The organism is Pseudoalteromonas sp. HL-AS2, from assembly GCF_031198805.1.
GTDB classification, from domain to species: domain Bacteria; phylum Pseudomonadota; class Gammaproteobacteria; order Enterobacterales; family Alteromonadaceae; genus Pseudoalteromonas; species Pseudoalteromonas nigrifaciens.
This window is the reverse complement of the sequence record NZ_CP133571.1, coordinates 3189482-3214586: the sequence shown is the minus strand read 5'-3', so window position 1 is coordinate 3214586 and position 25105 is coordinate 3189482. Positions and strand designations below refer to the sequence as shown.

20 protein-coding genes and 2 rRNA genes are annotated in these 25105 nt (G+C 41.7%); all 22 read left to right on the top strand.

Annotated features, from left to right (window positions below; all coding sequences use genetic code 11):
- The first annotated feature begins 517 nt into the window (after nt 1-517).
- The 22 genes from rpmH to RB215_RS14785 all read left to right on the top strand — a co-directional run bounded on the left by rpmH (nt 518) and on the right by RB215_RS14785 (nt 25055).
- Nucleotides 518-652 carry a 50S ribosomal protein L34 gene (gene rpmH, locus RB215_RS14890; RefSeq protein ID WP_004335215.1) on the top strand — a complete coding sequence of 45 codons (135 nt, stop codon included), beginning with the start codon at nt 518-520 and terminating at the stop codon, nt 650-652.
- 7 nt (nt 653-659) lie between these two features.
- Nucleotides 660-1082: a ribonuclease P protein component gene (rnpA, locus tag RB215_RS14885; RefSeq protein WP_011329643.1), complete on the top strand. Its 423-nt coding sequence runs from the start codon at nt 660-662 to the stop codon at nt 1080-1082.
- A gap of 128 nt (nt 1083-1210) precedes the next feature.
- Complete coding sequence (yidD, locus tag RB215_RS14880) at nt 1211-1486, top strand: membrane protein insertion efficiency factor YidD (RefSeq protein ID WP_011329641.1); 276 nt, start codon at nt 1211-1213, stop codon at nt 1484-1486.
- A gap of 8 nt (nt 1487-1494) precedes the next feature.
- On the top strand, nt 1495-3129 hold the full coding sequence (gene yidC / locus RB215_RS14875) for a membrane protein insertase YidC (protein WP_011329640.1): 1635 nt from the start codon (nt 1495-1497) through the stop codon (nt 3127-3129).
- Between the two features lie 135 nt (nt 3130-3264).
- Nucleotides 3265-4629, top strand: coding sequence for a tRNA uridine-5-carboxymethylaminomethyl(34) synthesis GTPase MnmE (mnmE, locus tag RB215_RS14870; RefSeq protein WP_086996465.1), 1365 nt, complete (start codon nt 3265-3267; stop codon nt 4627-4629).
- Nucleotides 4630-5642: 1013 nt separating this feature from the next.
- Nucleotides 5643-6092, top strand: coding sequence for an FMN-binding protein MioC (gene mioC, locus RB215_RS14865; RefSeq protein WP_011329638.1), 450 nt, complete (start codon nt 5643-5645; stop codon nt 6090-6092).
- Nucleotides 6093-6518: 426 nt separating this feature from the next.
- Nucleotides 6519-8408 carry a tRNA uridine-5-carboxymethylaminomethyl(34) synthesis enzyme MnmG gene (gene mnmG, locus RB215_RS14860; RefSeq protein ID WP_011329637.1) on the top strand — a complete coding sequence of 630 codons (1890 nt, stop codon included), beginning with the start codon at nt 6519-6521 and terminating at the stop codon, nt 8406-8408.
- Nucleotides 8409-8423: 15 nt separating this feature from the next.
- Nucleotides 8424-9044 carry a 16S rRNA (guanine(527)-N(7))-methyltransferase RsmG gene (gene rsmG / locus RB215_RS14855; RefSeq protein ID WP_309216642.1) on the top strand — a complete coding sequence of 207 codons (621 nt, stop codon included), beginning with the start codon at nt 8424-8426 and terminating at the stop codon, nt 9042-9044.
- A 14-nt stretch (nt 9045-9058) separates the two neighbouring features.
- Nucleotides 9059-9844: a ParA family protein gene (locus RB215_RS14850; protein WP_011329635.1), complete on the top strand. Its 786-nt coding sequence runs from the start codon at nt 9059-9061 to the stop codon at nt 9842-9844.
- A gap of 20 nt (nt 9845-9864) precedes the next feature.
- Nucleotides 9865-10791 (top strand): ParB/RepB/Spo0J family partition protein, encoded by a 927-nt coding sequence (locus tag RB215_RS14845; RefSeq protein WP_086996472.1) that lies wholly within the window; start codon nt 9865-9867, stop codon nt 10789-10791.
- Between the two features lie 142 nt (nt 10792-10933).
- Nucleotides 10934-11314, top strand: a complete 381-nt coding sequence (locus RB215_RS14840) for an ATP synthase subunit I (protein WP_309216640.1) — start codon at nt 10934-10936, stop codon at nt 11312-11314.
- A 14-nt stretch (nt 11315-11328) separates the two neighbouring features.
- Complete coding sequence (gene atpB, locus RB215_RS14835) at nt 11329-12186, top strand: F0F1 ATP synthase subunit A (RefSeq protein ID WP_011329632.1); 858 nt, start codon at nt 11329-11331, stop codon at nt 12184-12186.
- A 59-nt stretch (nt 12187-12245) separates the two neighbouring features.
- The gene (gene atpE / locus RB215_RS14830; protein WP_011329631.1) at nt 12246-12479 is read left to right on the top strand and encodes a F0F1 ATP synthase subunit C; all 234 of its coding nucleotides are present in this window, start codon (nt 12246-12248) and stop codon (nt 12477-12479) included.
- 41 nt (nt 12480-12520) lie between these two features.
- Nucleotides 12521-12991: a F0F1 ATP synthase subunit B gene (gene atpF / locus RB215_RS14825; protein ID WP_011329630.1), complete on the top strand. Its 471-nt coding sequence runs from the start codon at nt 12521-12523 to the stop codon at nt 12989-12991.
- 16 nt (nt 12992-13007) lie between these two features.
- Nucleotides 13008-13541, top strand: a complete 534-nt coding sequence (atpH, locus tag RB215_RS14820; RefSeq protein ID WP_011329629.1) for a F0F1 ATP synthase subunit delta — start codon at nt 13008-13010, stop codon at nt 13539-13541.
- A gap of 14 nt (nt 13542-13555) precedes the next feature.
- A complete protein-coding gene (gene atpA, locus RB215_RS14815) occupies nt 13556-15097 on the top strand; it encodes a F0F1 ATP synthase subunit alpha (protein ID WP_011329628.1) in 1542 nt (513 codons plus the stop codon).
- A gap of 60 nt (nt 15098-15157) precedes the next feature.
- Entirely contained in the window at nt 15158-16018 is an 861-nt protein-coding gene (gene atpG, locus RB215_RS14810) for a F0F1 ATP synthase subunit gamma (RefSeq protein WP_011329627.1), read from the top strand.
- A 33-nt stretch (nt 16019-16051) separates the two neighbouring features.
- A complete protein-coding gene (atpD, locus tag RB215_RS14805) occupies nt 16052-17437 on the top strand; it encodes a F0F1 ATP synthase subunit beta (protein ID WP_011329626.1) in 1386 nt (461 codons plus the stop codon).
- 14 nt (nt 17438-17451) lie between these two features.
- Nucleotides 17452-17874 (top strand): F0F1 ATP synthase subunit epsilon, encoded by a 423-nt coding sequence (locus RB215_RS14800; protein WP_011329625.1) that lies wholly within the window; start codon nt 17452-17454, stop codon nt 17872-17874.
- A gap of 297 nt (nt 17875-18171) precedes the next feature.
- A complete protein-coding gene (gene glmU / locus RB215_RS14795) occupies nt 18172-19530 on the top strand; it encodes a bifunctional UDP-N-acetylglucosamine diphosphorylase/glucosamine-1-phosphate N-acetyltransferase GlmU (protein ID WP_086996480.1) in 1359 nt (452 codons plus the stop codon).
- 799 nt (nt 19531-20329) lie between these two features.
- Nucleotides 20330-21865 (top strand): 16S ribosomal RNA (locus RB215_RS14790).
- 299 nt (nt 21866-22164) lie between these two features.
- Nucleotides 22165-25055 (top strand): 23S ribosomal RNA (locus tag RB215_RS14785).
- The 16S and 23S rRNA genes sit together here, the layout of an rRNA operon.
- Nucleotides 25056-25105: the final 50 nt, after the last annotated feature.

Genomic DNA, 25105 nt, shown 5'->3' with positions numbered 1-25105 from the left:
AGTCAAACTCCCAGAGATATAATTTTTATTCCCGCACATCATTAATGATTAAAAATCACCTCTGTAATGCGTTTAAATGGCCCAATAAGCGACCCAAGACCGGCTATTATGAAGACACTTTATCCACAAGTAAAAGACTGATTTTTATAAAATTGTTGATATCACGGTATAAAACACTTAACACAATGATTTAATACAAGTTTAATTTTAAAGCCTGAGCATAGATCATAACAAAATTAGCTCTGGATCGCGAAACAAATCTGCGATCTAATTTAGTTTTCCCCTGCTTTTATTCACTTTTTATACAGGGGCTGTGGAAAACTTCTTATTAATGATGATCCTAATAGATCACTCTTTATGATCTACATTAAATAGCTGGTATACTCTAAGGGTAGTGCGTAATTATGATTGACTTTAATACACTTCATCTATAATATCTCGCGCTCGCAATGGCACCTGTGCCAGGATCGCGACCTGCATAGGATGTTTTAACTTTAACCGATCGGAAGAGATTGTTATGAAAAGAACTTTTCAACCAAGCGTTTTAAAACGCAAACGTGCTCACGGTTTCCGTGCTCGCATGGCAACTGTAAATGGCCGTAAAGTATTAGCTCGTCGCCGCGCTAAAGGCCGTAAAGTTCTTTCTGCTTAATTTATAAGTGGAAGACTTTAACTTTGGCAGGGAGTTACGTCTGTTAACTCCCTCGCATTACTCTCGCATATTTAATGAACCCGCCCGGGCTGCAACTCCTTTCTTTACTCTTTTAGCTAAACCTAATGACCAAGATCAACCTCGGTTAGGACTTACTGTTGCTAAAAAACGAGTTAAAAAGGCATGTCAACGTAACCGTATTAAACGTTTAGCTCGCGAATGCTTTCGTTTAAATAAACACAACATCGACAATATAGATATTGTGCTTATGGTTAAAAGTGGTATTGATGAGCAGTCTAATGAAGAATTAACCAAACAACTGACCAAGTTGTGGCGTAAAATTAATGAGCGCTGCAAACCGGGTGCGCCCAAACCACCACCTTTTAAAAAGCGCCCTAATAAATCAGTTAAATCAAATAAACAGACCTAATAGCAATAGAATTACAGGGTTAATTAAGGTATCTTTAGCTCACCTTTTAATCATGCATTTGAAATCTCATATTGAGTCTTTAAATACATGGTATCTATTTACTAAACTTACGTAGGAGCATATATATCATGAGGTTACTTAAACCACTTGTTGCTTTGCCAACGTATTGTTTAGTTTTATTTATCCGCGGTTATCAAAAGTGGATTAGCCCGCTATTAGGTCCGCATTGTCGTTTTAATCCAACGTGCTCTAGTTACGCTATTCAAGCAATTAATTTGCATGGATCAGTAAAAGGCAGTTGGTTAGCAGTTAAACGCATATTAAAATGCCATCCTTTACATTCAGGTGGGAACGACCCCGTTCCTGAAAAATTAACCCATATTAACCACCAACACGAGAAATAAGAGCTGTTATGGAATCGCAACGCACGTTTTTATTCATTGGCCTGATGCTGGTGTCGTTTTTATTATTTCAAGAATGGAATACTGATTACAACACGCCAAAAGCCGATCCGAGTGCCACCACACAAACATTAAACCCAACATCATCAGAATCAGAAGATTATGTACCAACTTCATCTGACTCTGCGTTACCTGCCTCAGCAACTTTAGCAAAACGCTCTGTAATTGAAATTACAACAGATGTTTTCAAAGTTAAAATTGATACCCGAGGCGGTGATATTGTTGAAACTTACTTACTTCAATATGAAGAAACTAAAGGCAGTGAAACACCTTATATGCTGCTTGGTGAGTTTGATGGTAAACAATACTTTTCACAAAGTGGTTTAATTGGCTTAAATGGTCCTGATGCTTCTGCACAAGGTCGCCCAACTTACCACGTAGAGCAAAAGTCATACACTTTAACGGGTGATGAGCTTAGAGTGCCGCTACAGTTTACTGATAGTAATGGTGTTAACTTTACAAAAACCTATGTATTCAAAAAAGGTCAATATGATGTTGCTTTAGAATACACAATTAACAACACCACTAGCACGCCACTTCAAGTACAGCTTTACACACAAGTTAAGCGCACTGTACAAGACAAAGGCAGCATGGTTGATCAAAACTATTTAGGTGCAGCATACGGTACTGATGATGACCCGTACGAAAAGTACAGTTTTTCAGATATGGCTGACAAAAACCTAAATAAAATTACACTTGGTGGCTATGTTGCGTTTATTCAACATTACTTTGTAAGTGCTTGGGTTCCAATGCAGGATCAGTCAAATACACTTTATAGTTTAATTACTAAGAGTAATGCTGCCATCATTGGTGTTAAAGACGAAGCGGTTAATATTCAAGCTGGTAGTGAGCAAACACTTACTGCGACTTATTATATGGGCCCTAAAGAGTCTGATGTACTTGAAGCTATTCACCCAGATTTAGATTTAACCGTAGATTACGGTTGGTTATGGTTTATCTCACAACCTTTATTTGTATTGTTAAAGTGGTTACACAGTATTTTAGGTAACTGGGGTGTGGCTATTATTGCCATTACTATTATCGTTAAGTCGTTAATGTACCCACTGACTAAAGCGCAATATACTTCAATGGCTAAAATGCGTGCCCTTCAGCCTAAAATGGCAGCGCTTAAAGAAAAATTTGGTGACGACCGTCAAAAATTCGGCCAAGCCACAATGGAAATGTACAAAAAAGAAAAAGTGAACCCTATGGGTGGCTGTTTCCCTATTTTGCTACAAATGCCTATTTTCTTAGCCTTGTTCTACGTGTTCTTAGAATCAACAGAACTTCGCCACGCTGAATTTATTTTTTGGCTAACTGACCTTTCTGCGAAAGACCCATACTACGTGTTACCAATCTTATTTGGCGCCAGTATGTTTATTACGCAAAAATTACAGCCTATGACGGTTACCGATCCAATGCAGCAAAAAATGATGACCTTTATGCCGGTTATCTTCTCTGTGTTCTTCTTATGGTTCCCATCTGGTTTAGTTCTTTACTGGTTAGTGTCTAACCTTATTTCTATTGTCCAGATGCTCATCATCTACCGCGGCATGGAAAAGAAAGGTATTAAAGTAAGAGGCTAATTAAGCTCCTACTTATATAAAGGCGACTTCGGTCGCCTTTTTTATTACCTGTTTTTCACCACAGCTATTCGCTACAAATAAATCCATAGGTTACAATACCGCCATAAAGTTACTCATTGTTGGCAAATTAATAGCATGATCAATCAAGACACAATTGCAGCACAAGCAACAGCCCCCGGACGTGGTGGTGTTGGTATTATTCGCGTTTCAGGCAGCCTTGCTAAAAGTGTTGCCGAAAAAGTAGTAGGTAAAATACCTAAAGTTCGCTACGCCGATTATGTGCCATTTAAAAGCCTTGCTGGCGAGCAACTTGATCAAGGTATTGCCATTTACTTTGCCGGCCCTAACTCATTCACTGGTGAAGATGTACTTGAACTACAAGGCCACGGCGGTCCTGTAGTACTGGATATGTTACTTAAAGAAATTAGTAAAATAGAGGGCGTTCGTTTAGCAAAGCCTGGGGAGTTTTCTGAACGTGCATTTATGAATGACAAGCTTGATTTAACACAAGCAGAAGCCATCGCCGATTTAATTAATGCAACCTCAGAGCAAGCCGCTAAAAGTGCCCTACAGTCTCTTCAAGGTGAATTTTCTAAGCACATAGAAACACTTGTAGAAAAAGTAATTCACTTGCGTATGTACGTAGAAGCCGCAATTGATTTTCCCGATGAAGAAATCGATTTTTTATCTGACGGTAAAGTTTCTGGCGATTTAGATGCCATTATTGCCCAGCTCAATACGGTAACCGATCAAGCTAAGCAAGGCAGCATAATGCGCGAAGGTATGCGGGTTGTTATTGCCGGTCGCCCTAATGCGGGTAAATCAAGCTTATTAAATGCCCTTGCTGGGCGCGAAGCCGCTATTGTAACCGAAATTGCCGGCACTACACGTGACGTACTACGTGAACATATACATATAGATGGCATGCCACTGCATATTATAGACACAGCAGGTCTGCGTGAAAGCCCTGATTTAGTAGAACAAATAGGTATTGAGCGCGCATGGGATGAAATAAACCAAGCCGACCGAGTGCTGTTTATGCTTGATGGAACCGACACTATTGATACTGATCCCCATAAAATTTGGCCAGAATTTATGGCTAAATTACCCGTTGGATTAGGGGTTACAGTGATTAGAAATAAAGCCGATTTATCGGGCGATGTTGTTGGTATGGAGCAAAATCAGCAATACCCGGTCATCAGTTTAAGTGCTAAAAATGCCGACGGTATTGAGCTGGTTCGCGAGCATTTAAAAGCCTGTATTGGTTTTGATGGTGCAACAGAAGGCGGCTTTATGGCACGTCGTCGCCACCTTGATGCGCTTGAGCATGCAGCGTACCACTTAGATACAGGTAAAGCTCAGTTAGAAATGCATATAGCGGGCGAAATACTCGCCGAAGAATTGCGTTTAACCCAGCAATATCTAAACGAAATTACCGGTGAATTCACCTCAGATGACCTACTTGGAAAAATATTTAGCTCGTTTTGTATTGGTAAATAAGTTGCCAAATATATTTTAAAGAGCCCTAGAGGCTCTTTTTTATTGTCAAAATCCCCTGCTTTCACTACCTATTTCCTCCCTAAAAACAGCTTTATTGCGCTAATATTAATGCCTGATAAGAGCTGGCCAGTCTTTATTTGTTAGAGTAATGTCGTTATTAACTAAAAATAATGCCACTTTAATAGCTATAAAACGGCTAATTTATAGCATTAATGCAGTCTGTTTTAACTGCAGTGGATCAATTTTACGGTGGCTATTATGGTAATACTTCCTATTAAAATAGCCTTAATTAAGCTTAAGAGCTGCAATATATGTTTATAATTCATTCAATATAGGAGCCTATTTTAGGCTTTTATTGACTCTAAATTACGCATATTTATAAAATTGAGTAGAGCAACACAACACCAAGTAAGCGTGAATTATATTTTTGGTCGGCCAAGTTAGCTAAAATTAATGATGATCTGCGCTGAAAAAATAAATAATCTCAGATCAGTTATCCACAATTAGCCTTTATTACCTTTTATAGAGACTTAAATTTCCGTATTTAACTAAGTAAATATCCTAGATCCGCCATTAAAACTAACTATTTACTGTTAATTGACTCATTTAATAAAAAGATCAGCTTTATTTGATCTCATTTAAATTTATTTTATGATCTAAATAGCACTTATCAACAGGCATTCTATCCACATTATGATCAGGGTATATATTATTGCTTAATAAGCTCTATTTAAGCATTTTCATATTCTTTAAATCAATAACTTAGCGATCAATCATAAATAAAAAAGTGGCTTTAAACAGAGCTTTCCCCACTGTTATCAACAACTTGATCAGAAGATTACATTTAAAGATTATTTGTTAAACCCTATTTAATCAACAGCTTGAGTCGTTATAAATAACCAAGGCTAAAATTACAGCTAAAATAGTTATACAAAAAAGCACTCTTAACTTTACTGTTATACAAACTCAGTTATTATGAGCGGTAATTAAAAGCTATGTGATCACAAAAATTAATGAGTGCAGTAAATATTATTATTGGCAGCCAAATGGGATCCGCTGAATATGTTGCAGAACAATTAGCTGATCAACTTAATGCTCAAGGTATTAGTACGCAACTACATGAACAGCCTGTATTTAACGATATAGATCAGCAAAATACTATTTGGTTAATATGTACATCCACTTATGGTGCAGGGGATTACCCTGAAAATCTGATTAGCTTTATTGACGATTTAACACAAGCTGATGATTTATCTAATATAAAATACTCAGTCATTGGTTTAGGCGATACCAGTTACGATACTTATAACCTTGCTGGGCGCAATATAGATGAGTTATTAGCACAAAAAGGTGCACTTAGAGTAGCCGAACGCTTAGAGCTTAATATTCTTGATGAAGCGCTACCAGAGGATACTGCACTGGCCTGGCTTGACTCTTGGCTAGCTAAAACAGGCTTAAATTAATAGATCAAGCTAAAAAACCAAATTAAAGTTACCCACAATTTACTAATAATTTAATAGTTTTTGTGGATAAACACTGATTAAACTGCATTTATAGCTATGCTTATCCATTGGATAAGATCCGGTTGATATTGCCCTGTGCATAAAGTGCCTTTTTGATCAGAGCTTATTCGCTGGATGATCCGATCATGTTCACAACTTTAGATCTGATCTAATCGCATGTTTTAAATAAAGATCTAAACCTTATCAACAGAAAAGTGCTTCAGTAGTAGTAATAGTAATAAAAGATCTCTTTAAAAGATCCTTTATATTATTAGAGATCACACACTTAGATCTTGACCGCTGTTAATCATTTATCTTCTGCTAAATTCTAGGTAGAATACGCTCCCTTTTGAAGTTTACTGGTTTGATTTAAGTAGGATCCCATTAATGATTTTTCACGAAAATTTTGACGTTATCGTAGTAGGTGGTGGACATGCTGGCACTGAAGCCGCATTGGCAGCCGCACGTATGGGGATGAATACCCTGCTGCTAACTCACAATATGGATACCCTTGGTCAAATGTCATGTAACCCAGCAATTGGTGGCATTGGCAAAGGTCACTTAGTTAAAGAAATTGACGCTCTAGGTGGTGCAATGGCACAGGCCATTGACAAAGGCGGGATCCAATTTCGCACACTTAATTCTTCAAAAGGCCCAGCCGTTCGTGCAACCCGAGCACAGGCTGATCGTGCTTTGTACAAAGCGGCAATTCAAACAACATTGCAAAACCAAGATAACTTAAAGATTTTTCAACAATCGTGTGATGATCTTATTGTTGAAAACGATCGTGTTACTGGTGTGGTTACCCAAATGGGTTTACGTTTTAGTGCTCCAAGTGTTGTGCTAACCGTAGGTACTTTTTTAGGTGGCCAAATACATATAGGTTTAGAAAACTTTAAAGGTGGTCGTGCAGGCGATCCTCCTTCAATTGCATTGGCTGATCGTTTACGTGAATTACCTTTTAGAGTGGATCGTTTAAAAACCGGTACTCCACCACGTATTGATGCCCGTACTGTTGATTTTAGTAAAATGCAAGAACAAGCAGGTGATACGCCTATACCGGTATTTTCATTTATGGGTAAACCAAGTGATCACCCACAACAAATACCGTGTTACATCACCTTTACTAATGAAAAGACCCATGATGTTATTCGTAAAAACTTACATCGCTCGCCAATGTATGGTGGTGTTATTGAAGGCATAGGCCCGCGCTACTGCCCTTCTATTGAAGATAAAATTGTTCGTTTTGCTGATAAAGACAAACATCAAATTTTTGTTGAGCCAGAAGGTTTAACATCATATGAGTTATACCCAAATGGTATTTCGACCAGTTTACCGTTTGATGTGCAAATTGAAATTGTGCAATCTATTACTGGCTTTGAAAATGCTCATATTTGTCGTCCTGGTTATGCTATTGAATATGACTTTTTTGATCCGCGCGATTTAAAACGTTCATTAGAAACTAAATTTATTGATGGCTTATTTTTTGCGGGCCAAATAAATGGTACTACCGGTTATGAAGAAGCGGGTGCTCAAGGTTTAATTGCAGGTATGAATGCTGCTTTAAAAGTTCAGGGTAAAGAGTCTTGGACTCCACGTCGTGACGAAGCTTATGTGGGTGTACTTATTGACGACTTAACTACTTTGGGAACGAAAGAACCTTATCGTATGTTTACTAGCCGTGCTGAATACCGTTTATTATTACGTGAAGATAATGCCGATATTCGTTTAACTGAAAAAGGCCGCGAATTAGGCTTAGTGAATGACGAACGTTGGCAGGCATATAACGAAAAAATGGAAGTGATCGCTAAAGAGAAACAGCGTATTAAAGATACCTGGATCCACAAAGATCATACTATGATAGATCAAGTTAATGCATTGCTAAAAACGCCATTAACGCGTGAAGCTAGTTTAGAGGAATTATTACGTCGTCCTGAAATTCGTTATAACGATCTAATGGCAATTGACGGCTTAGGATCTGAATTTACTAACCAAGCCGCGCTTGAACAAGTTGAGATCCATACAAAGTACGCAGGTTATATTGTGCGCCAGCAAGATGAGATCAATAAACAGTTACGCCATGAGCAAACAATTTTACCAAAAGAGTTTGATTATAAAACCGTATCGGGTTTATCAAATGAGGTTGTTGCTAAGCTGATTGATGCTCGTCCAGACACTATTGGTCAAGCTTCGCGTATTTCTGGTATCACCCCAGCGGCGATTTCGTTATTATTGGTGTATCTGAAGAAGCAAGGCTTGTTACGCAAATCTGCATAACGGCGAGGGTACCTAGTGTTACAGCAACAATTAACTACATTGTTAGCGCAAACTAATATTGCGCTAACCGAAAAACAACAGCAACAGCTGGTTCGTTACGTTGAGTTATTAACTAAATGGAACAAAGCTTATAATTTAACCTCAGTACGCTTACCTGAAGAAATGATGGTTAAGCACATAATGGACAGCTTAGTTGTTGCACCTCATTTACCCGGTCATCATTATATTGATGTAGGAACTGGCCCTGGCTTACCTGGTATTGTATTAGCGATTGCATTACCTAACACTCATTTTGTGTTACTTGATAGTTTAGGTAAACGTGTACGTTTTTTAATGCATATTAAACATGAGCTAGGACTTGATAACGTCACTCCGGTGCAGTCAAGAGTTGAAGAATATCAGCCAAGTGTTAAATTAGATGGTGTACTCAGTCGCGCATTTGCTTCATTGCAAGATATGGTTGACTGGTGTGGACACTTAATTGATCATTCAGGAAAATTTATTGCCCTTAAAGGTGTGTTCCCTAGCGAAGAGCTAGAGTCATTACCGACTGGCGTTAAGTTTGAGCAAAAAATTGCATTAGAAGTACCTAATTTAGATGCACAACGACATTTAATTATTCTTTCTAAAGACTAGGGATCAGAGACACTGTGGCAAAAGTCATCGCATTAGCAAATCAAAAAGGTGGTGTAGGTAAAACTACAACCGCTGTTAACCTAGCTGCATCTATGGCTGCAACAAAACGAAAAGTGTTGTTAATTGATCTCGATCCGCAAGGTAATGCCACTATGGGTAGTGGCGTAGATAAGTATGGCGACGTGCCAACTATTTACGATTTGCTGATAGAAAACAAGCCAATTGAAGAGGTTATAATTAAAGAAACCTCTGGTGAATATCATATGATTGCTGCAAATGGTGATGTAACCGCTGCAGAAGTAAAATTAATGGAATTATTTGCCCGCGAAGTACGTTTGCGTAATGCGCTGGAAAAAATTCAAGACCAATATGAATTCATTTTTATCGACTGCCCTCCTTCTTTAAATATGTTAACAGTAAATGCCATGGCTGCAGCCGACTCTATTTTAGTCCCTATGCAATGTGAATATTATGCGTTAGAAGGTTTAACCGCATTAATGGACACCATTACGCAACTTGCCAAGTTAGTTAATCCTAAGCTACAAATTGAAGGCATACTTCGTACTATGTACGATCCGCGTAATCGATTAGCTAATGATGTATCAGAACAATTAAAACAACATTTTGGCGATAAAGTTTACCGCACAGTGATCCCGCGTAATGTTCGCTTAGCCGAGGCACCAAGTTTTGGTGCACCAGCGATGTATTATGACCGGGCATCAAGTGGTGCTAAAGCATATTTAGCACTGGCTGGTGAAATGTTACGCAGAAAAGAAAAAACAACGCCAGTTGTCGCCTAACTTTGAGGTAAAAAAATAATATGTCTGCTAAAAAAAGAGGTTTAGGCCGAGGACTCGATGCGCTGTTAAGTTCATCAAAACCTGCACCAACAAGTAGCAATGAGCAAAATTCGTCAAATACAACTGACATTATGCACAATGTAACGCAATCTCAACAAAGCGAATTACAAAAATTACCGATCGAATTTTTACACTCGGGTAAATATCAACCGCGTAAAGATATGTCGGAAGAAGCATTAGAAGAGTTAGCAAGTTCAATTCGTGCGCAAGGCATTATTCAGCCAATTGTAGTGCGCCCTATTGCTCAAAATAGCTATGAAATTATTGCCGGTGAACGTCGTTGGCGTGCAGCACAAATAGCTAAGCTTGATACTGTACCTTGTATTATTAAAGATGTACCCGATGAAGCTGCGGTTGCTATTGCTTTAATAGAAAATATTCAGCGTGAAGATTTAAATGCCATGGAAGAAGCGGTTGCTTTAAACCGTTTACTAAATGAGTTTGAATTAACCCATCAACAAGTAGCCGATGCCGTTGGTAAATCTCGTACTACAGTGACTAATTTATTGCGTTTAAATAATTTAAATAATGACGTAAAAACATTGTTAGAACACGGCGATATTGAAATGGGCCACGCTCGTTGTTTATTAGCGCTTGAGGGAGATACGCAATCTGATGCGGCGCGTTTAGCTGTGGCTAAAGCACTTACAGTGCGAGAAACCGAAAAGCTTGTACGTTCAATTTTAGAGCCTGTAGCCGCTAAAGAAGCAACAGAAAAAGATCCAGATGTTAAACAGTTAGAGCAACAACTCGCTGAAAACATAGGTGCCAAAGTAGAAATAAACTATAACAAAAAAGGCAAAGGTAAGTTGGTTATTTCTTACACAAACCTTGATGAATTAGATGGCATTTTAAACCGTATCAACCAAGACTATTCCCAGCATTAATAAATAACATGTCTAAAATGAGACAATTGTCGTTATTTTACACCACAATACAGCTACTCAAGTTGCAAAACTGGCAGGATTAAGTATAATTTCGCCAGTTTTCATACCCTGACAATTAGAACGCCATTAAGGTTAACTAAACGTGACGAATAAGTTAGCAAGACCGTATAGGCTTGCCGCATTGAAATTAATTCTTCTGCAGGGAGTAGTAGCGTTAGTTACTACAATAATTATTTTTTTAGGTTGGGGAATAAATGCCGGGCTATCAGCATTTGCTGGAGGCACCATAGCAGTACTCCCCCACTTAGTATTTGCCCTCTACGCATTCAGATATATGGGTGCGAGTAAAGCAAATCAAGCGTATGCCTCGTTAAAACGCGGCAACGGACTAAAATTTATGCTAACAATCATATTGTTCGCGCTAATACTAAAGCTTTACCCGGTAGTGTTACTGCCTTTTTTTAGTGCTTATGTGTTGGTGTTGTTTACTGGATTGTTTGCACCCGTTTTTTTTAAACATTAACTTTGGGATATAACATGGCTGCAGAAGAAGTTACTCTATCTAGCCATATTCAGCACCACTTGACCAATGCGAAGATGTGTTCGACCGATGCCGGTTTAGCCTTCAATAAAGCATGTGCGGATAGTGGATTCTGGACATGGCATGTGGATACCCTCGCATGGTCTATCGGATTAGGTCTAATATTTTTATGGATCTTCCGTAGTGCCGCAAAAAAATCAACACTTGGTGTACCAGGAAAATTTCAGTGTTTTATTGAAATTATCGTTGAGTTCGTTGGCGACAACGTACGCGATACCTTCCACGGTAAAAGTAAGCTTATTGCGCCATTAGCCCTAACGATATTCGTTTGGGTGTTCTTAATGAACTTAATGGACTTAATCCCGGTTGACTTTTTACCATCATTTGCAGGTTTCGTTGGTGAAACAGCATTCGGTATGGACTCACACGACGTGTACATGAAAATTGTACCGACTACCGATATTAATATGACCTCTGCACTTGCGCTGGGTGTATTTATTTTAATGGTTGGTTTTGCAATAAAAATCAAAGGCATTGGCGGCTTTATTAAAGAACTAACGCTTCACCCGTTTAGCTCTAATAACGTGTTTGTGCAAATTTTATTGATTCCTTTCAACTTGTTACTTGAGCTTATCGCATTGGTTTCTAAGCCATTTTCGTTAGCACTACGTTTATTTGGTAACTTGTATGCAGGTGAATTGATTTTCATCTTGATTGGCGCAATTGGTTTTATGCAGTTACCACTGCACTTTGTATGGGCAGTATTCCATATCTTAGTTATTACACTGCAAGCATTCTTATTTATGATGCTGACCATTGTTTACCTAAGCATGGCAAGTTCAGATAATCACTAATTTATAATCTTTACCTTTAATATTTAACTTTAATTACAATTGAAACTTTGGAGAAAAAAATGGAACTAGTATTAGGTCTTAAGTACATCGCAGTAGCTTTACTAATTGGCTTCGGTGCAATCGGTACAGCAGTTGGTTTTGGTAACATGGGCGGTAAATTCCTTGAAGCATGTGCGCGTCAACCTGAGCTTGCACCTTCGCTACAAGTTAAAATGTTTATCCTTGCTGGTCTAATCGATGCTGTAGCAATGATTGGTGTTGGTATCGCTATGGTATTGTTGTTCGTACTTTAATTTTATTTTTTGAACAGCTTACTATTTAAGGAGGAGCGGTTGTGAATTTAAACGCCACTCTTATCGGTGAATTGATTGCGTTTACGGTGTTCGTACTTTTTTGTATGAAGTTCGTATGGCCACCACTAAACGGTGCAATTGAAGCTCGCCAGAAAAAAATCGAAGATGGTTTAGCTGCCTCTGATAGAGCCGAAAAAGACTTAGAACTAGCGCAAAAGAAAGCTGCAGAACAGCTTAAAGATGCCAAAGTTCAAGCGGCTGATATCATAGACCAAGCTAAAAAGCGTGCTGTGCTAATTGTTGACGAAGAGACAGTTCGTGGTCAACAAGAGCGTGAAAAAATCATTGCTCAAGGGCACTCTGAAATTGAATCAGAGCGTAACCGTGTGACAGAAGAGCTACGTAAGCAAGTAGCAACTCTGGCAGTGGTTGGCGCACAGAGAATTTTAGAGCGTGAAATTAATCAAGCTGCACATAGTGACATCGTTGAAAAACTTGTCGCTGAGCTGTAACTAGGAGGGTATGAGCATGTCTGAATTGACTACTATCGCTCGCCCATACGCTAAAGCGGCTTTTGAACTTGCCGTTGAAAAAGGCACTATTGAAAGTTGGAACGAGATGTTATTTTTTGCTGGCCACGTTGCTAGCAATGAAAAAGCATCTGCGCTTCTAGCGGGTATGCCTACTGCTACTACACAAGCTGAATTATTTATTCAAATTTGTGCTGAGCAGCTCAACGAACAAGGTCAGAACCTAGTTAAGGTGATGGCTGAAAATGGACGTTTGATCGCACTACCAGCAGTTGCACAGTTATTTGCTAAATTTAAAGCAGAATACGACAAAGAAATCGACGTTGATGTGATTTCGGCAACCCCTCTTGTTGCAGCGCAACAAGAGTCATTGGTAGCGGCACTTGAAAAACGTTTCGCACGCAAAGTTAAGCTGAATTGTAGTGAAGACGCAGCAGTAGTTGGAGGCCTTATTATTAAGGCGGGTGACACTGTAATCGACGGCTCTATTCGCGGTAAATTAAACCGCTTAGCCACAACACTACAATCGTAATTGGGAAAAAGAGCATGCAACTTAATTCCACTGAAATTTCAGATCTGATCAAACAACGTATTGAGCAGTTCGAAGTTGTAAGTGAAGCTCGTAACGAAGGTACTATTGTATCTGTTACAGACGGTATCATCCGCATCCACGGTCTAGCTGACTGTATGCAAGGTGAGATGATTGAGCTTCCAGGCAACCGTTATGCTATCGCACTAAACCTTGAGCGCGACTCAATTGGTGCAGTAGTAATGGGTCCGTACGCGGATCTTACTGAAGGCGTAAAAGTATATACAACTGGTCGTATTTTAGAAGTGCCTGTTGGTCCTGGTCTACTTGGTCGTGTTGTTAACACACTAGGTGCTCCGATCGATGGTAAAGGCGCGCTAGATAATGACGGGTTTGAGCCTGTAGAAAAAATTGCACCAGGTGTAATCGAGCGTAAATCTGTAGATGAGCCAGTACAAACTGGTTATAAATCTATCGATGCGATGATTCCAGTTGGTCGTGGTCAACGTGAACTTATCATTGGTGACCGCCAAACAGGTAAAACTGCACTAGCAATCGATGCAATCATCAATCAAAAAGGCACAGGCGTTAAGTGTGTGTACGTTGCGATTGGTCAAAAAGCATCTACTATTGCTAACGTAGTTCGCAAATTAGAAGAGCACGGTGCATTAGCAAATACTATAGTAGTTGTTGCATCTGCTTCTGAATCAGCGGCACTTCAGTACTTAGCACCGTTCGCGGGCTGTACTATGGGTGAATACTTCCGTGACCGCGGTGAAAACGCTTTAATCGTATATGATGATTTGTCTAAGCAAGCAGTTGCTTATCGTCAAATTTCATTACTACTTAAGCGCCCACCAGGTCGTGAAGCATACCCAGGTGACGTATTCTATCTTCACTCTCGTCTTTTAGAACGTGCTTCGCGTGTAAACGCTGAATACGTTGAAAAGTTCACTAATGGTGAAGTGAAAGGTACAACTGGTTCATTGACGGCATTGCCAATCATTGAAACTCAAGGCGGCGACGTTTCTGCGTTCGTACCGACTAACGTTATCTCTATCACCGATGGTCAAATTTTCTTAGAAACTGACCTATTCAACTCAGGTATCCGTCCGGCAGTAAACGCTGGTATTTCGGTATCGCGTGTTGGTGGTGCTGCACAAACTAAAATCGTTAAGAAACTAGGTGGCGGTATTCGTCTAGCCCTAGCTCAGTACCGTGAATTAGCTGCGTTCTCGCAGTTCGCGTCTGACCTTGATGATGCAACTCGTGCTCAACTTGAGCATGGTGAGCGTGTAACAGAGCTAATGAAGCAGAAACAGTACGCGCCAATGTCTGTTGCTGAAATGTCTTTGTCGTTATTTGCTGCTGAAAAAGGTTTCCTTCAAGATATCGAGATCGCTAAGATCATGGATTTTGAAGCGGCTTTACTTTCGTATGCAAATAGCACATACGCAGAGCTTGTGGCTCAAATCAATGAAACTGGTAACTACAACGCCGAGATCGAAGCGCAACTTAAAGAACTTCTAACGAAGTTCAAGTCTACGCAAACTTGGTAATATAGTTATTAATGGTGCGCTTTAGGAAACTAAAGCACACCTTGATTCGGAGAGAGAGTCATGGCCAGCGGAAAAGAGATTAAAAGCAAGATCGGTAGTATTAAAAATACTCAAAAGATCACTAGCGCAATGGAAATGGTTGCTGCGTCTAAAATGAAAAGGGCGCAAGAACGCGTTGCTACAAGCCGTCCATACGCTGCAAAATTACGCACAGTGATTGGTCGTGTTGCTCAGGCAAATCTTGATTTTACCCACCCTTTTTTAGAAGAGCGTGAAGTAAAACGAGTTGGTTATATTGTTATCTCTACAGACCGTGGTCTGTGTGGCGGTTTAAACTCAAATGAGTTTAAAAAAGTTGCACTAGATATTAAAGCATGGAAAGAAAAAGGTGTAAGCGCAGAGTTTGCAACTTTAGGCAGTAAAGCTGCTGGTTTCTTCCAACGCTTTGGTGGTCAAGTCCTTGCTAAAAAAGCAGGCTTAGGAGATAAACCTTCAATTCAGGATATAATTGGTCCTGTAAAAGTAATGCTTGATGCATTCTCTGAAGGTAAAATTGACCGTTTATTCTTGGTATACAACAAGTTTGTAAATACCATGAAGCAAGAGCCAACAGTAGATCAGTTACTCCCTTTGCCAAAAGCTGAAGAAGAAGTATCTGCCCACACATGGGATTACTTGTATGAGCCAAACCCAGACGCTATTTTAGAAGCGTTGTTAGTACGGTTTGTTGAGTCTCAAGTATACCAAGGTGTAGTTGAAAATGCTGCATCTGAGCAGGCTGCCCGCATGGTTGCAATGAAAGCTGCAACAGACAATGCCGGCGACCTTATGGATGAGTTACAGCTTATTTATAACAAAGCTCGCCAAGCAGCAATCACACAAGAAATTAGTGAGATTTGTTCTGGTTCAGCAGCAGTTTAATGCTTCAGGCAAAGATTAACGAGAGGAATAGACATGAGTTTAGGTAAGGTCGTCCAAATTATCGGTGCCGTTGTGGATATTGAATTTCCACAAAACAACGTGCCAGCCGTATATGACGCGCTAAGAGTAACAGATGGCGATTTAACTGGGTTGACTCTAGAAGTTCAACAACAGTTAGGTGGCGGTGTGGTACGTACTATCGCTATGGGTACTACAGACGGTTTGCGTCGTGGTGCTTCGGTAATGAATACAGGTGAGTCGATTCAAGTTCCAGTTGGTAAAGCAACACTTGGTCGTATCATGAACGTACTTGGTGAGCCAATCGATGAAGCTGGCCCAATCGGCGAAGAAGACCGTATGTCTATTCACCGTGCAGCGCCTACTTACGAAGAGCAATCAAGTTCAGTTGAGCTTTTAGAAACTGGTATCAAGGTTATCGACCTTGTATGTCCATTCGCTAAAGGTGGTAAAGTTGGTTTATTCGGTGGTGCCGGTGTTGGTAAAACCGTAAACATGATGGAACTTATCCGTAACATCGCAATCGAGCACAGCGGCTACTCAGTATTCGCCGGTGTTGGTGAGCGTACACGTGAAGGTAACGATTTCTACCATGAGATGAACGATTCAAACGTACTTGATAAAGTATCGCTTGTATACGGTCAGATGAACGAGCCTCCAGGTAACCGTTTACGCGTAGCGTTAACAGGTCTTACTATGGCTGAAAAGTTCCGTGACGAAGGTCGCGATGTACTTTTCTTCGTAGATAACATCTACCGTTACACACTTGCTGGTACAGAAGTATCTGCACTTCTTGGTCGTATGCCATCAGCGGTAGGCTACCAGCCTACACTTGCTGAAGAAATGGGTGTGTTACAAGAGCGTATTGCTTCTACTAAGACGGGTTCAATCACTTCAATCCAAGCGGTATACGTACCTGCGGATGATTTAACGGATCCATCTCCAGCAACTACCTTTGCTCACTTAGACGCAACTGTAGTACTTTCGCGTGATATCGCGTCACTTGGTATCTACCCAGCGGTAGACCCACTTGATTCATCTTCACGTCAACTTGACCCACAAGTAATTGGTCAAGAGCACTACGATACAGCACGTGGCGTTCAAACAGTTCTTCAGCGTTATAAAGAACTTAAAGACATCATTGCAATCCTAGGTATGGACGAGCTTTCTGACGAAGATAAGCAACTTGTATCTCGTGCACGTAAAATCCAACGTTTCCTATCTCAGCCATTCTTCGTGGCAGAGGTGTTTACAGGCGCGTCTGGTAAATACGTATCACTAAAAGATACAATTTCTGGCTTTAAAGGCATCTTAAACGGTGAATTTGATGACATGCCAGAGCAAGCGTTCTACATGGTTGGCTCTATCGAAGAAGCTCAAGAAAAAGCCAAAAGCATGTAACTTAGGAGGGGAGTATGGCAGCTATGACTGTACATCTTGATGTAGTAAGCGCAGAGCAGAGTTTGTTCTCTGGCCGTGTTGAATCGATTCAAGTTACTGGTAGTGAAGGTGAGTTAGGCGTTAATGCTGGTCACGCTCCACTACTTACTGCCCTTAAACCTGGTATGGTACGTTTAGTTAAGCAATTTGGTGAAGAAGAGTTCATCTACATTGCTGGCGGTACATTAGAAGTACAACCTAATCTAGTGACTGTTCTTGCTGATACAGCTGTTCGTGGTGAAGACCTTGACGAGCAAGCTGCAGAAGCTGCTAAACGTGACGCTGAAGCTCAAATGGCGAAAGGTGCATCTGCTGAACTTGATTATAATCAAGCCGCAGTGCAACTAGCTGAAGCAATTGCTCAGCTACGCATTATTCAGCAATTACGTAAAAAGTAAGCCTATCTGGTTTTTAAAAGCCCACATAACGTGGGCTTTTTTGTGCCTGTAATATAAATCAGCAATGTTATAAAAATTATAAATTTACTTTTTGTGCTCACTATTTATCCCTTGTTACTTATATCCATCACTAATCCCCGTTACAATAACGCCATTGAAGTGTCTGAGTGTTTCAGCCAAGATTCAGTAGTCAGTAATTAAGCTACTGAGTATTTGCACATGATGTGATTTACATAATCTACTGTGCACCAGTACGCGCTTATTTAGCTAAAACAACGAAAAAAGGAAATTGTTTTAATGTCTCTAACAACGGTTATTCTTGCAGCGGGTAAAGGTACTCGCATGCGCTCAGCGCTACCTAAAGTTCTTCATAAAGTGGCTGGCAAACCTATGGTGCAGCACGTTATTGATAACGCAAAAGCACTAGGTGCAACTACTACTAACTTAGTTTACGGTCATGGTGGCGAACTATTACAACAACAACTGGCCAACAACAACGTAAATTGGGTACTCCAAGCTGAGCAGTTAGGTACGGGTCATGCAGTAGCGCAAGCCAACTCTCATGTTAATGACGATGATACAGTGCTGATTTTATACGGTGACGTGCCTTTAACTAAGCAATCAACGCTTGAACGTTTATTAGCTGCGACACCTAAACATGGTTTAGCGGTATTAACCGTAAATTTAGCCAATCCAAATGGTTACGGACGTATGCTACGTGTTGATGGCAAGTTAGTGGGTATTGTTGAGCAAAAAGATGCCAGCCCAGAGCAATTACTTATTAGCGAAGTAAATACCGGTATTATGGCCGTTAATGGTCGATTGCTAAAAAGCTGGTTAGGCAACTTATCTAACAATAATGCACAAGGCGAATATTACCTAACCGACATAGTGGCAATGGCGCATAGCGAAGGTGTCGAAATTACATCAGCTCAGCCAGATCACCCAATGGAAGTAGAAGGCGCTAATAATCGTATACAACTAGCTGGTCTTGAACGTGCGTACCAAGCATGGCAAGCACAAGAATTAATGCTTAATGGGGCAACACTTGCCGATCCTGCCCGTATAGATGTTCGCGGAACAGTCACCACCGGTGAAGATGTACTAATAGATATAAACGTGATTTTTGAAGGCAAAGTGACTATAGGTCATAACGTTGAAATTGGACCAAACTGTGTGCTCAAAAACTGCAGCATTGGCGATAACGTTATAATAAAAGCTAATACACTCATAGAAGATGCAACAGTTGCTGCTAAATGTACGCTTGGTCCCTATGCCCGCCTTCGCCCAGGTGCAATTATGGAAGAAGACTCACATGTTGGTAACTTCGTCGAAATGAAAAAAACCCGTTTAGGTAAAGGCTCTAAAGCTAATCACTTAAGTTACCTAGGTGATGCTGAAATTGGCGAAAAGGTTAATATTGGCGCGGGTACTATTACCTGTAACTATGACGGCGTTAATAAAGCAAAAACCATTATTGGCAACAATGCCTTTATTGGTTCTAACTCATCGCTTGTTGCGCCCGTAAATATTGGTGCAATGGCAACAATTGGTGCAGGCTCTGTTATTACGAATACAGTAGCAGATGAGCAACTAGCTATTGCTCGAGGCAAACAGCGTAATTTAGATGGCTGGAAACGCCCAGTTAAAAAATAACGACTTATATTTAGTTAAAAAGTATAAGTAGATAGAAGCGAGTTATTAACTCGCTTTTTTATTGTCTGAACGATATGAGCCCCCTACTCTACATCAGATATTTAACTGAGTATTTTGCTAAACCTTAAAAGGTGCAAAGTACCGGCTCTTAATTTATTTAGAGCTACTCAGTAAAGTACTATAACTAAGCCGCATTTAATTATTTAAACATAACATTTAAACTAAACAACCTACCTTCTACCTAGCGTAACTATAACTTCCCTATTACTGCCATTTATTTGGTGCTTTTTTAAGCTTAAACTTCATTGCAAGCCTTTGTTTGTATGCCTTTTATACAATATTCATTTAATTGTCATAAAGCGGAAATAAAGTGTTGACCCTCACTCGTTTATCCCTATAATGCGACCCCACTGAGAAGGGAAACGCCGAAGCATAGCAAGGCAGCAACTACTCAGAGAGTTAAATAAAACTTCGCTTTTAAATCTTCCAAAAGAAAGTTTAAAACTAAGTGTTGACTCGAAAAATAAAGGATGTATTATACGCATCCCTTGAGACGCTAAAGCGACTCAAACGTTCTTTAACAATATAAAGCAATCATCTGTGTGGGCACTCGTACAGATTGAGTTCTAACAGCCAAGCTTAGTTCGCTAAGTAAGGCAAACAAATTAGAGTCTCAATTGAAAACTGAGTGACCAACAGAAGTAACTTATTTATAAGTTACTTCGGCACAGTCAATTCAATATCGAAAGATATTAAAAAATTCAGAATTCATTGAGCTGTCGAAAGACATAAAACTTTTTAATTGAAGAGTTTGATCATGGCTCAGATTGAACGCTGGCGGCAGGCCTAACACATGCAAGTCGAGCGGTAACAGAAAGTAGCTTGCTACTTTGCTGACGAGCGGCGGACGGGTGAGTAATGCTTGGGAACATGCCTTGAGGTGGGGGACAACAGTTGGAAACGACTGCTAATACCGCATAATGTCTACGGACCAAAGGGGGCTTCGGCTCTCGCCTTTAGATTGGCCCAAGTGGGATTAGCTAGTTGGTGAGGTAATGGCTCACCAAGGCGACGATCCCTAGCTGGTTTGAGAGGATGATCAGCCACACTGGGACTGAGACACGGCCCAGACTCCTACGGGAGGCAGCAGTGGGGAATATTGCACAATGGGCGCAAGCCTGATGCAGCCATGCCGCGTGTGTGAAGAAGGCCTTCGGGTTGTAAAGCACTTTCAGTCAGGAGGAAAGGTTAGTAGTTAATACCTGCTAGCTGTGACGTTACTGACAGAAGAAGCACCGGCTAACTCCGTGCCAGCAGCCGCGGTAATACGGAGGGTGCGAGCGTTAATCGGAATTACTGGGCGTAAAGCGTACGCAGGCGGTTTGTTAAGCGAGATGTGAAAGCCCCGGGCTCAACCTGGGAACTGCATTTCGAACTGGCAAACTAGAGTGTGATAGAGGGTGGTAGAATTTCAGGTGTAGCGGTGAAATGCGTAGAGATCTGAAGGAATACCGATGGCGAAGGCAGCCACCTGGGTCAACACTGACGCTCATGTACGAAAGCGTGGGGAGCAAACGGGATTAGATACCCCGGTAGTCCACGCCGTAAACGATGTCTACTAGAAGCTCGGAGCCTCGGTTTTGTTTTTCAAAGCTAACGCATTAAGTAGACCGCCTGGGGAGTACGGCCGCAAGGTTAAAACTCAAATGAATTGACGGGGGCCCGCACAAGCGGTGGAGCATGTGGTTTAATTCGATGCAACGCGAAGAACCTTACCTACACTTGACATACAGAGAACTTACCAGAGATGGTTTGGTGCCTTCGGGAACTCTGATACAGGTGCTGCATGGCTGTCGTCAGCTCGTGTTGTGAGATGTTGGGTTAAGTCCCGCAACGAGCGCAACCCCTATCCTTAGTTGCTAGCAGGTAATGCTGAGAACTCTAAGGAGACTGCCGGTGATAAACCGGAGGAAGGTGGGGACGACGTCAAGTCATCATGGCCCTTACGTGTAGGGCTACACACGTGCTACAATGGCGCATACAGAGTGCTGCGAACCTGCGAAGGTAAGCGAATCACTTAAAGTGCGTCGTAGTCCGGATTGGAGTCTGCAACTCGACTCCATGAAGTCGGAATCGCTAGTAATCGCGTATCAGAATGACGCGGTGAATACGTTCCCGGGCCTTGTACACACCGCCCGTCACACCATGGGAGTGGGTTGCTCCAGAAGTAGATAGTCTAACCCTCGGGAGGACGTTTACCACGGAGTGATTCATGACTGGGGTGAAGTCGTAACAAGGTAGCCCTAGGGGAACCTGGGGCTGGATCACCTCCTTATACGATTTAGAACTTATTTGTTCGTAGTGTCCACACAGATGATTGTTAATTAGTGCTTGTCCTTCGGGATAACTAATTAATATGCTCTTTAAAAATTTGGAAAAGCTGATAATAAAATTCTGATGAATAACATTGTTATTTATCAAGAGTTTTCAAAAGTAAAAAAAGAATGGTAGCAGTACCATTCAGTGCCATTTAATTAACTCTTTGAGTTGATTGATTGGTATCTACTTTAGTATTCAATATTGACTTCTGGCGAAGTTAAACTGTCACAAAACAAAGACCCGTTTGGGTTGTATGGTTAAGTGACTAAGCGTACACGGTGGATGCCTTGGCAGTTGGAGGCGATGAAGGACGTATTAACTTGCGATAAGCCTAGTCAAGCTAGTAAAAAGCACTTGAGACTAGGATTTCCGAATGGGGAAACCCACCTGCTTGCAGGTATCGTTAACTGAATACATAGGTTAACGAGGCGAACGCGGAGAACTGAAACATCTAAGTACCCGTAGGAAAAGAAATCAACCGAGATTCCGAAAGTAGCGGCGAGCGAAATCGGAACAGCCCTTAAGCTTATTATGTGTTAATGGAAGGCTGCTGGAAAGCGCCACGATACAGGGTGATAGTCCCGTACATGAAAAGACATTTTAAGTGAAATCGAGTAGGTCGGAGCACGTGAAACTTTGACTGAATATAGGTGGACCATCATCTAAGGCTAAATACTCCCAACTGACCGATAGTGAACCAGTACCGTGAGGGAAAGGCGAAAAGAACCCCTGTGAGGGGAGTGAAATAGAACCTGAAACCGTGTACGTACAAGCAGTAGGAGCCCACTTGTTGGGTGACTGCGTACCTTTTGTATAATGGGTCAGCGACTTATATTTTGTAGCGAGGTTAACCGATTAGGGTAGCCGTAGGGAAACCGAGTCTTAACTGGGCGAATAGTTGCAAGGTATAGACCCGAAACCCGGTGATCTAGCCATGAGCAGGTTGAAGGTTGAGTAACATCAACTGGAGGACCGAACCCACTAACGTTGAAAAGTTAGGGGATGACTTGTGGTTAGGAGTGAAAGGCTAATCAAACCGGGAGATAGCTGGTTCTCCCCGAAATCTATTTAGGTAGAGCCTCGGACGAATACTTACGGGGGTAGAGCACTGTTAAGGCTAGGGGGTCATCCCGACTTACCAACCCTTTGCAAACTCCGAATACCGTAAAGTAATATCCGGGAGACACACGGCGGGTGCTAACGTCCGTCGTGAAGAGGGAAACAACCCAGACCGCCAGCTAAGGTCCCAAAGTCATAGTTAAGTGGGAAACGATGTGGAAAGGCCCAGACAGCCAGGAGGTTGGCTTAGAAGCAGCCATCCTTTAAAGAAAGCGTAATAGCTCACTGGTCGAGTCGGTCTGCGCGGAAGATGTAACGGGGCTAAACTATGCACCGAAGCTGCGGATTCAGAATTTATTCTGAGTGGTAGGGGAGCGTTCTGTAAGCCGTTGAAGGTGACCCGGGAGGGTTGCTGGAGGTATCAGAAGTGCGAATGCTGACATGAGTAACGATAATGGGAGTGAAAAACTCCCACGCCGGAAGACCAAGGGTTCCTATCCCATGTTAATCAGGGTAGGGTAAGTCGACCCCTAAGGCGAGGCCGAAAGGCGTAGTCGATGGGAAACAGATTAATATTTCTGTACTCGATATAATTGCGATGGGGGGACGGAGCAGGCTAAGCAAGCATGGCGTTGGTAGTCCATGTAAAAGTGAGTAGGGCGTTTGTTTAGGTAAATCCGGACGAACATTAAACCTGAGACACGAGACGAGTCACTAAGGTGATGAAGTTGCTGATGCCATACTTCCAGGAAAAGCCTCTAAGCTTCAGATTATATGGAATCGTACCCCAAACCGACACAGGTGGTCAGGTAGAGAATACTAAGGCGCTTGAGAGAACTCGGGTGAAGGAACTAGGCAAAATCGTACCGTAACTTCGGGAGAAGGTACGCTCCTATCTGTGATGAGACTTGCTCTCTAAGCGGACGGGAGCCGCAGTGACCAGGTGGCTGGGACTGTTTATTAAAAACACAGCACTGTGCAAAATCGCAAGATGACGTATACGGTGTGACACCTGCCCGGTGCCGGAAGGTTAATTGATGGGGTTATCCTTAGGGAGAAGCTCTTGATCGAAGCCCCGGTAAACGGCGGCCGTAACTATAACGGTCCTAAGGTAGCGAAATTCCTTGTCGGGTAAGTTCCGACCTGCACGAATGGTGTAACCATGGCCACGCTGTCTCCACCCGAGACTCAGTGAAATTGAAATCGCAGTGAAGATGCTGTGTACCCGCGGCTAGACGGAAAGACCCCGTGAACCTTTACTACAGCTTGGCACTGAACATTGAACCTACATGTGTAGGATAGGTGGGAGACTTTGAAGATGAGACGCTAGTTTTGTTGGAGTCAACCTTGAAATACCACCCTTGTAGTTTTGATGTTCTAACGTTGGCCCCTGAATCGGGGTTACGGACAGTGCCTGGTGGGTAGTTTGACTGGGGCGGTCTCCTCCTAAAGAGTAACGGAGGAGCACGAAGGTTGGCTAAGTACGGTCGGACATCGTACGGTTAGTGTAATGGTAGAAGCCAGCTTAACTGCGAGACAGACGCGTCGAGCAGGTACGAAAGTAGGTCATAGTGATCCGGTGGTTCTGAATGGAAGGGCCATCGCTCAACGGATAAAAGGTACTCCGGGGATAACAGGCTGATACCGCCCAAGAGTTCATATCGACGGCGGTGTTTGGCACCTCGATGTCGGCTCATCACATCCTGGGGCTGAAGTCGGTCCCAAGGGTATGGCTGTTCGCCATTTAAAGTGGTACGCGAGCTGGGTTTAGAACGTCGTGAGACAGTTCGGTCCCTATCTGCCGTGGGCGTTTGAGAATTGAGAGGGGTTGCTCCTAGTACGAGAGGACCGGAGTGAACGAACCGCTGGTGTTCGGGTTGTCATGCCAATGGCATTGCCCGGTAGCTACGTTCGGAACTGATAAGCGCTGAAAGCATCTAAGCGCGAAGCAGGCCTCGAGATGATTTCTCACTAGAGCTATAAGCTCTCTGAAGGGCCGTTGGAGACTACAACGTTGATAGGCAAGATGTGGAAGTGCTGTGAGGCATTAAGCTAACTTGTACTAATTACCCGTGAGGCTTAACCATACAACGCCAAACGCGTTTTATGTGACAGTTCAAGCAAGAAGTTAATATGA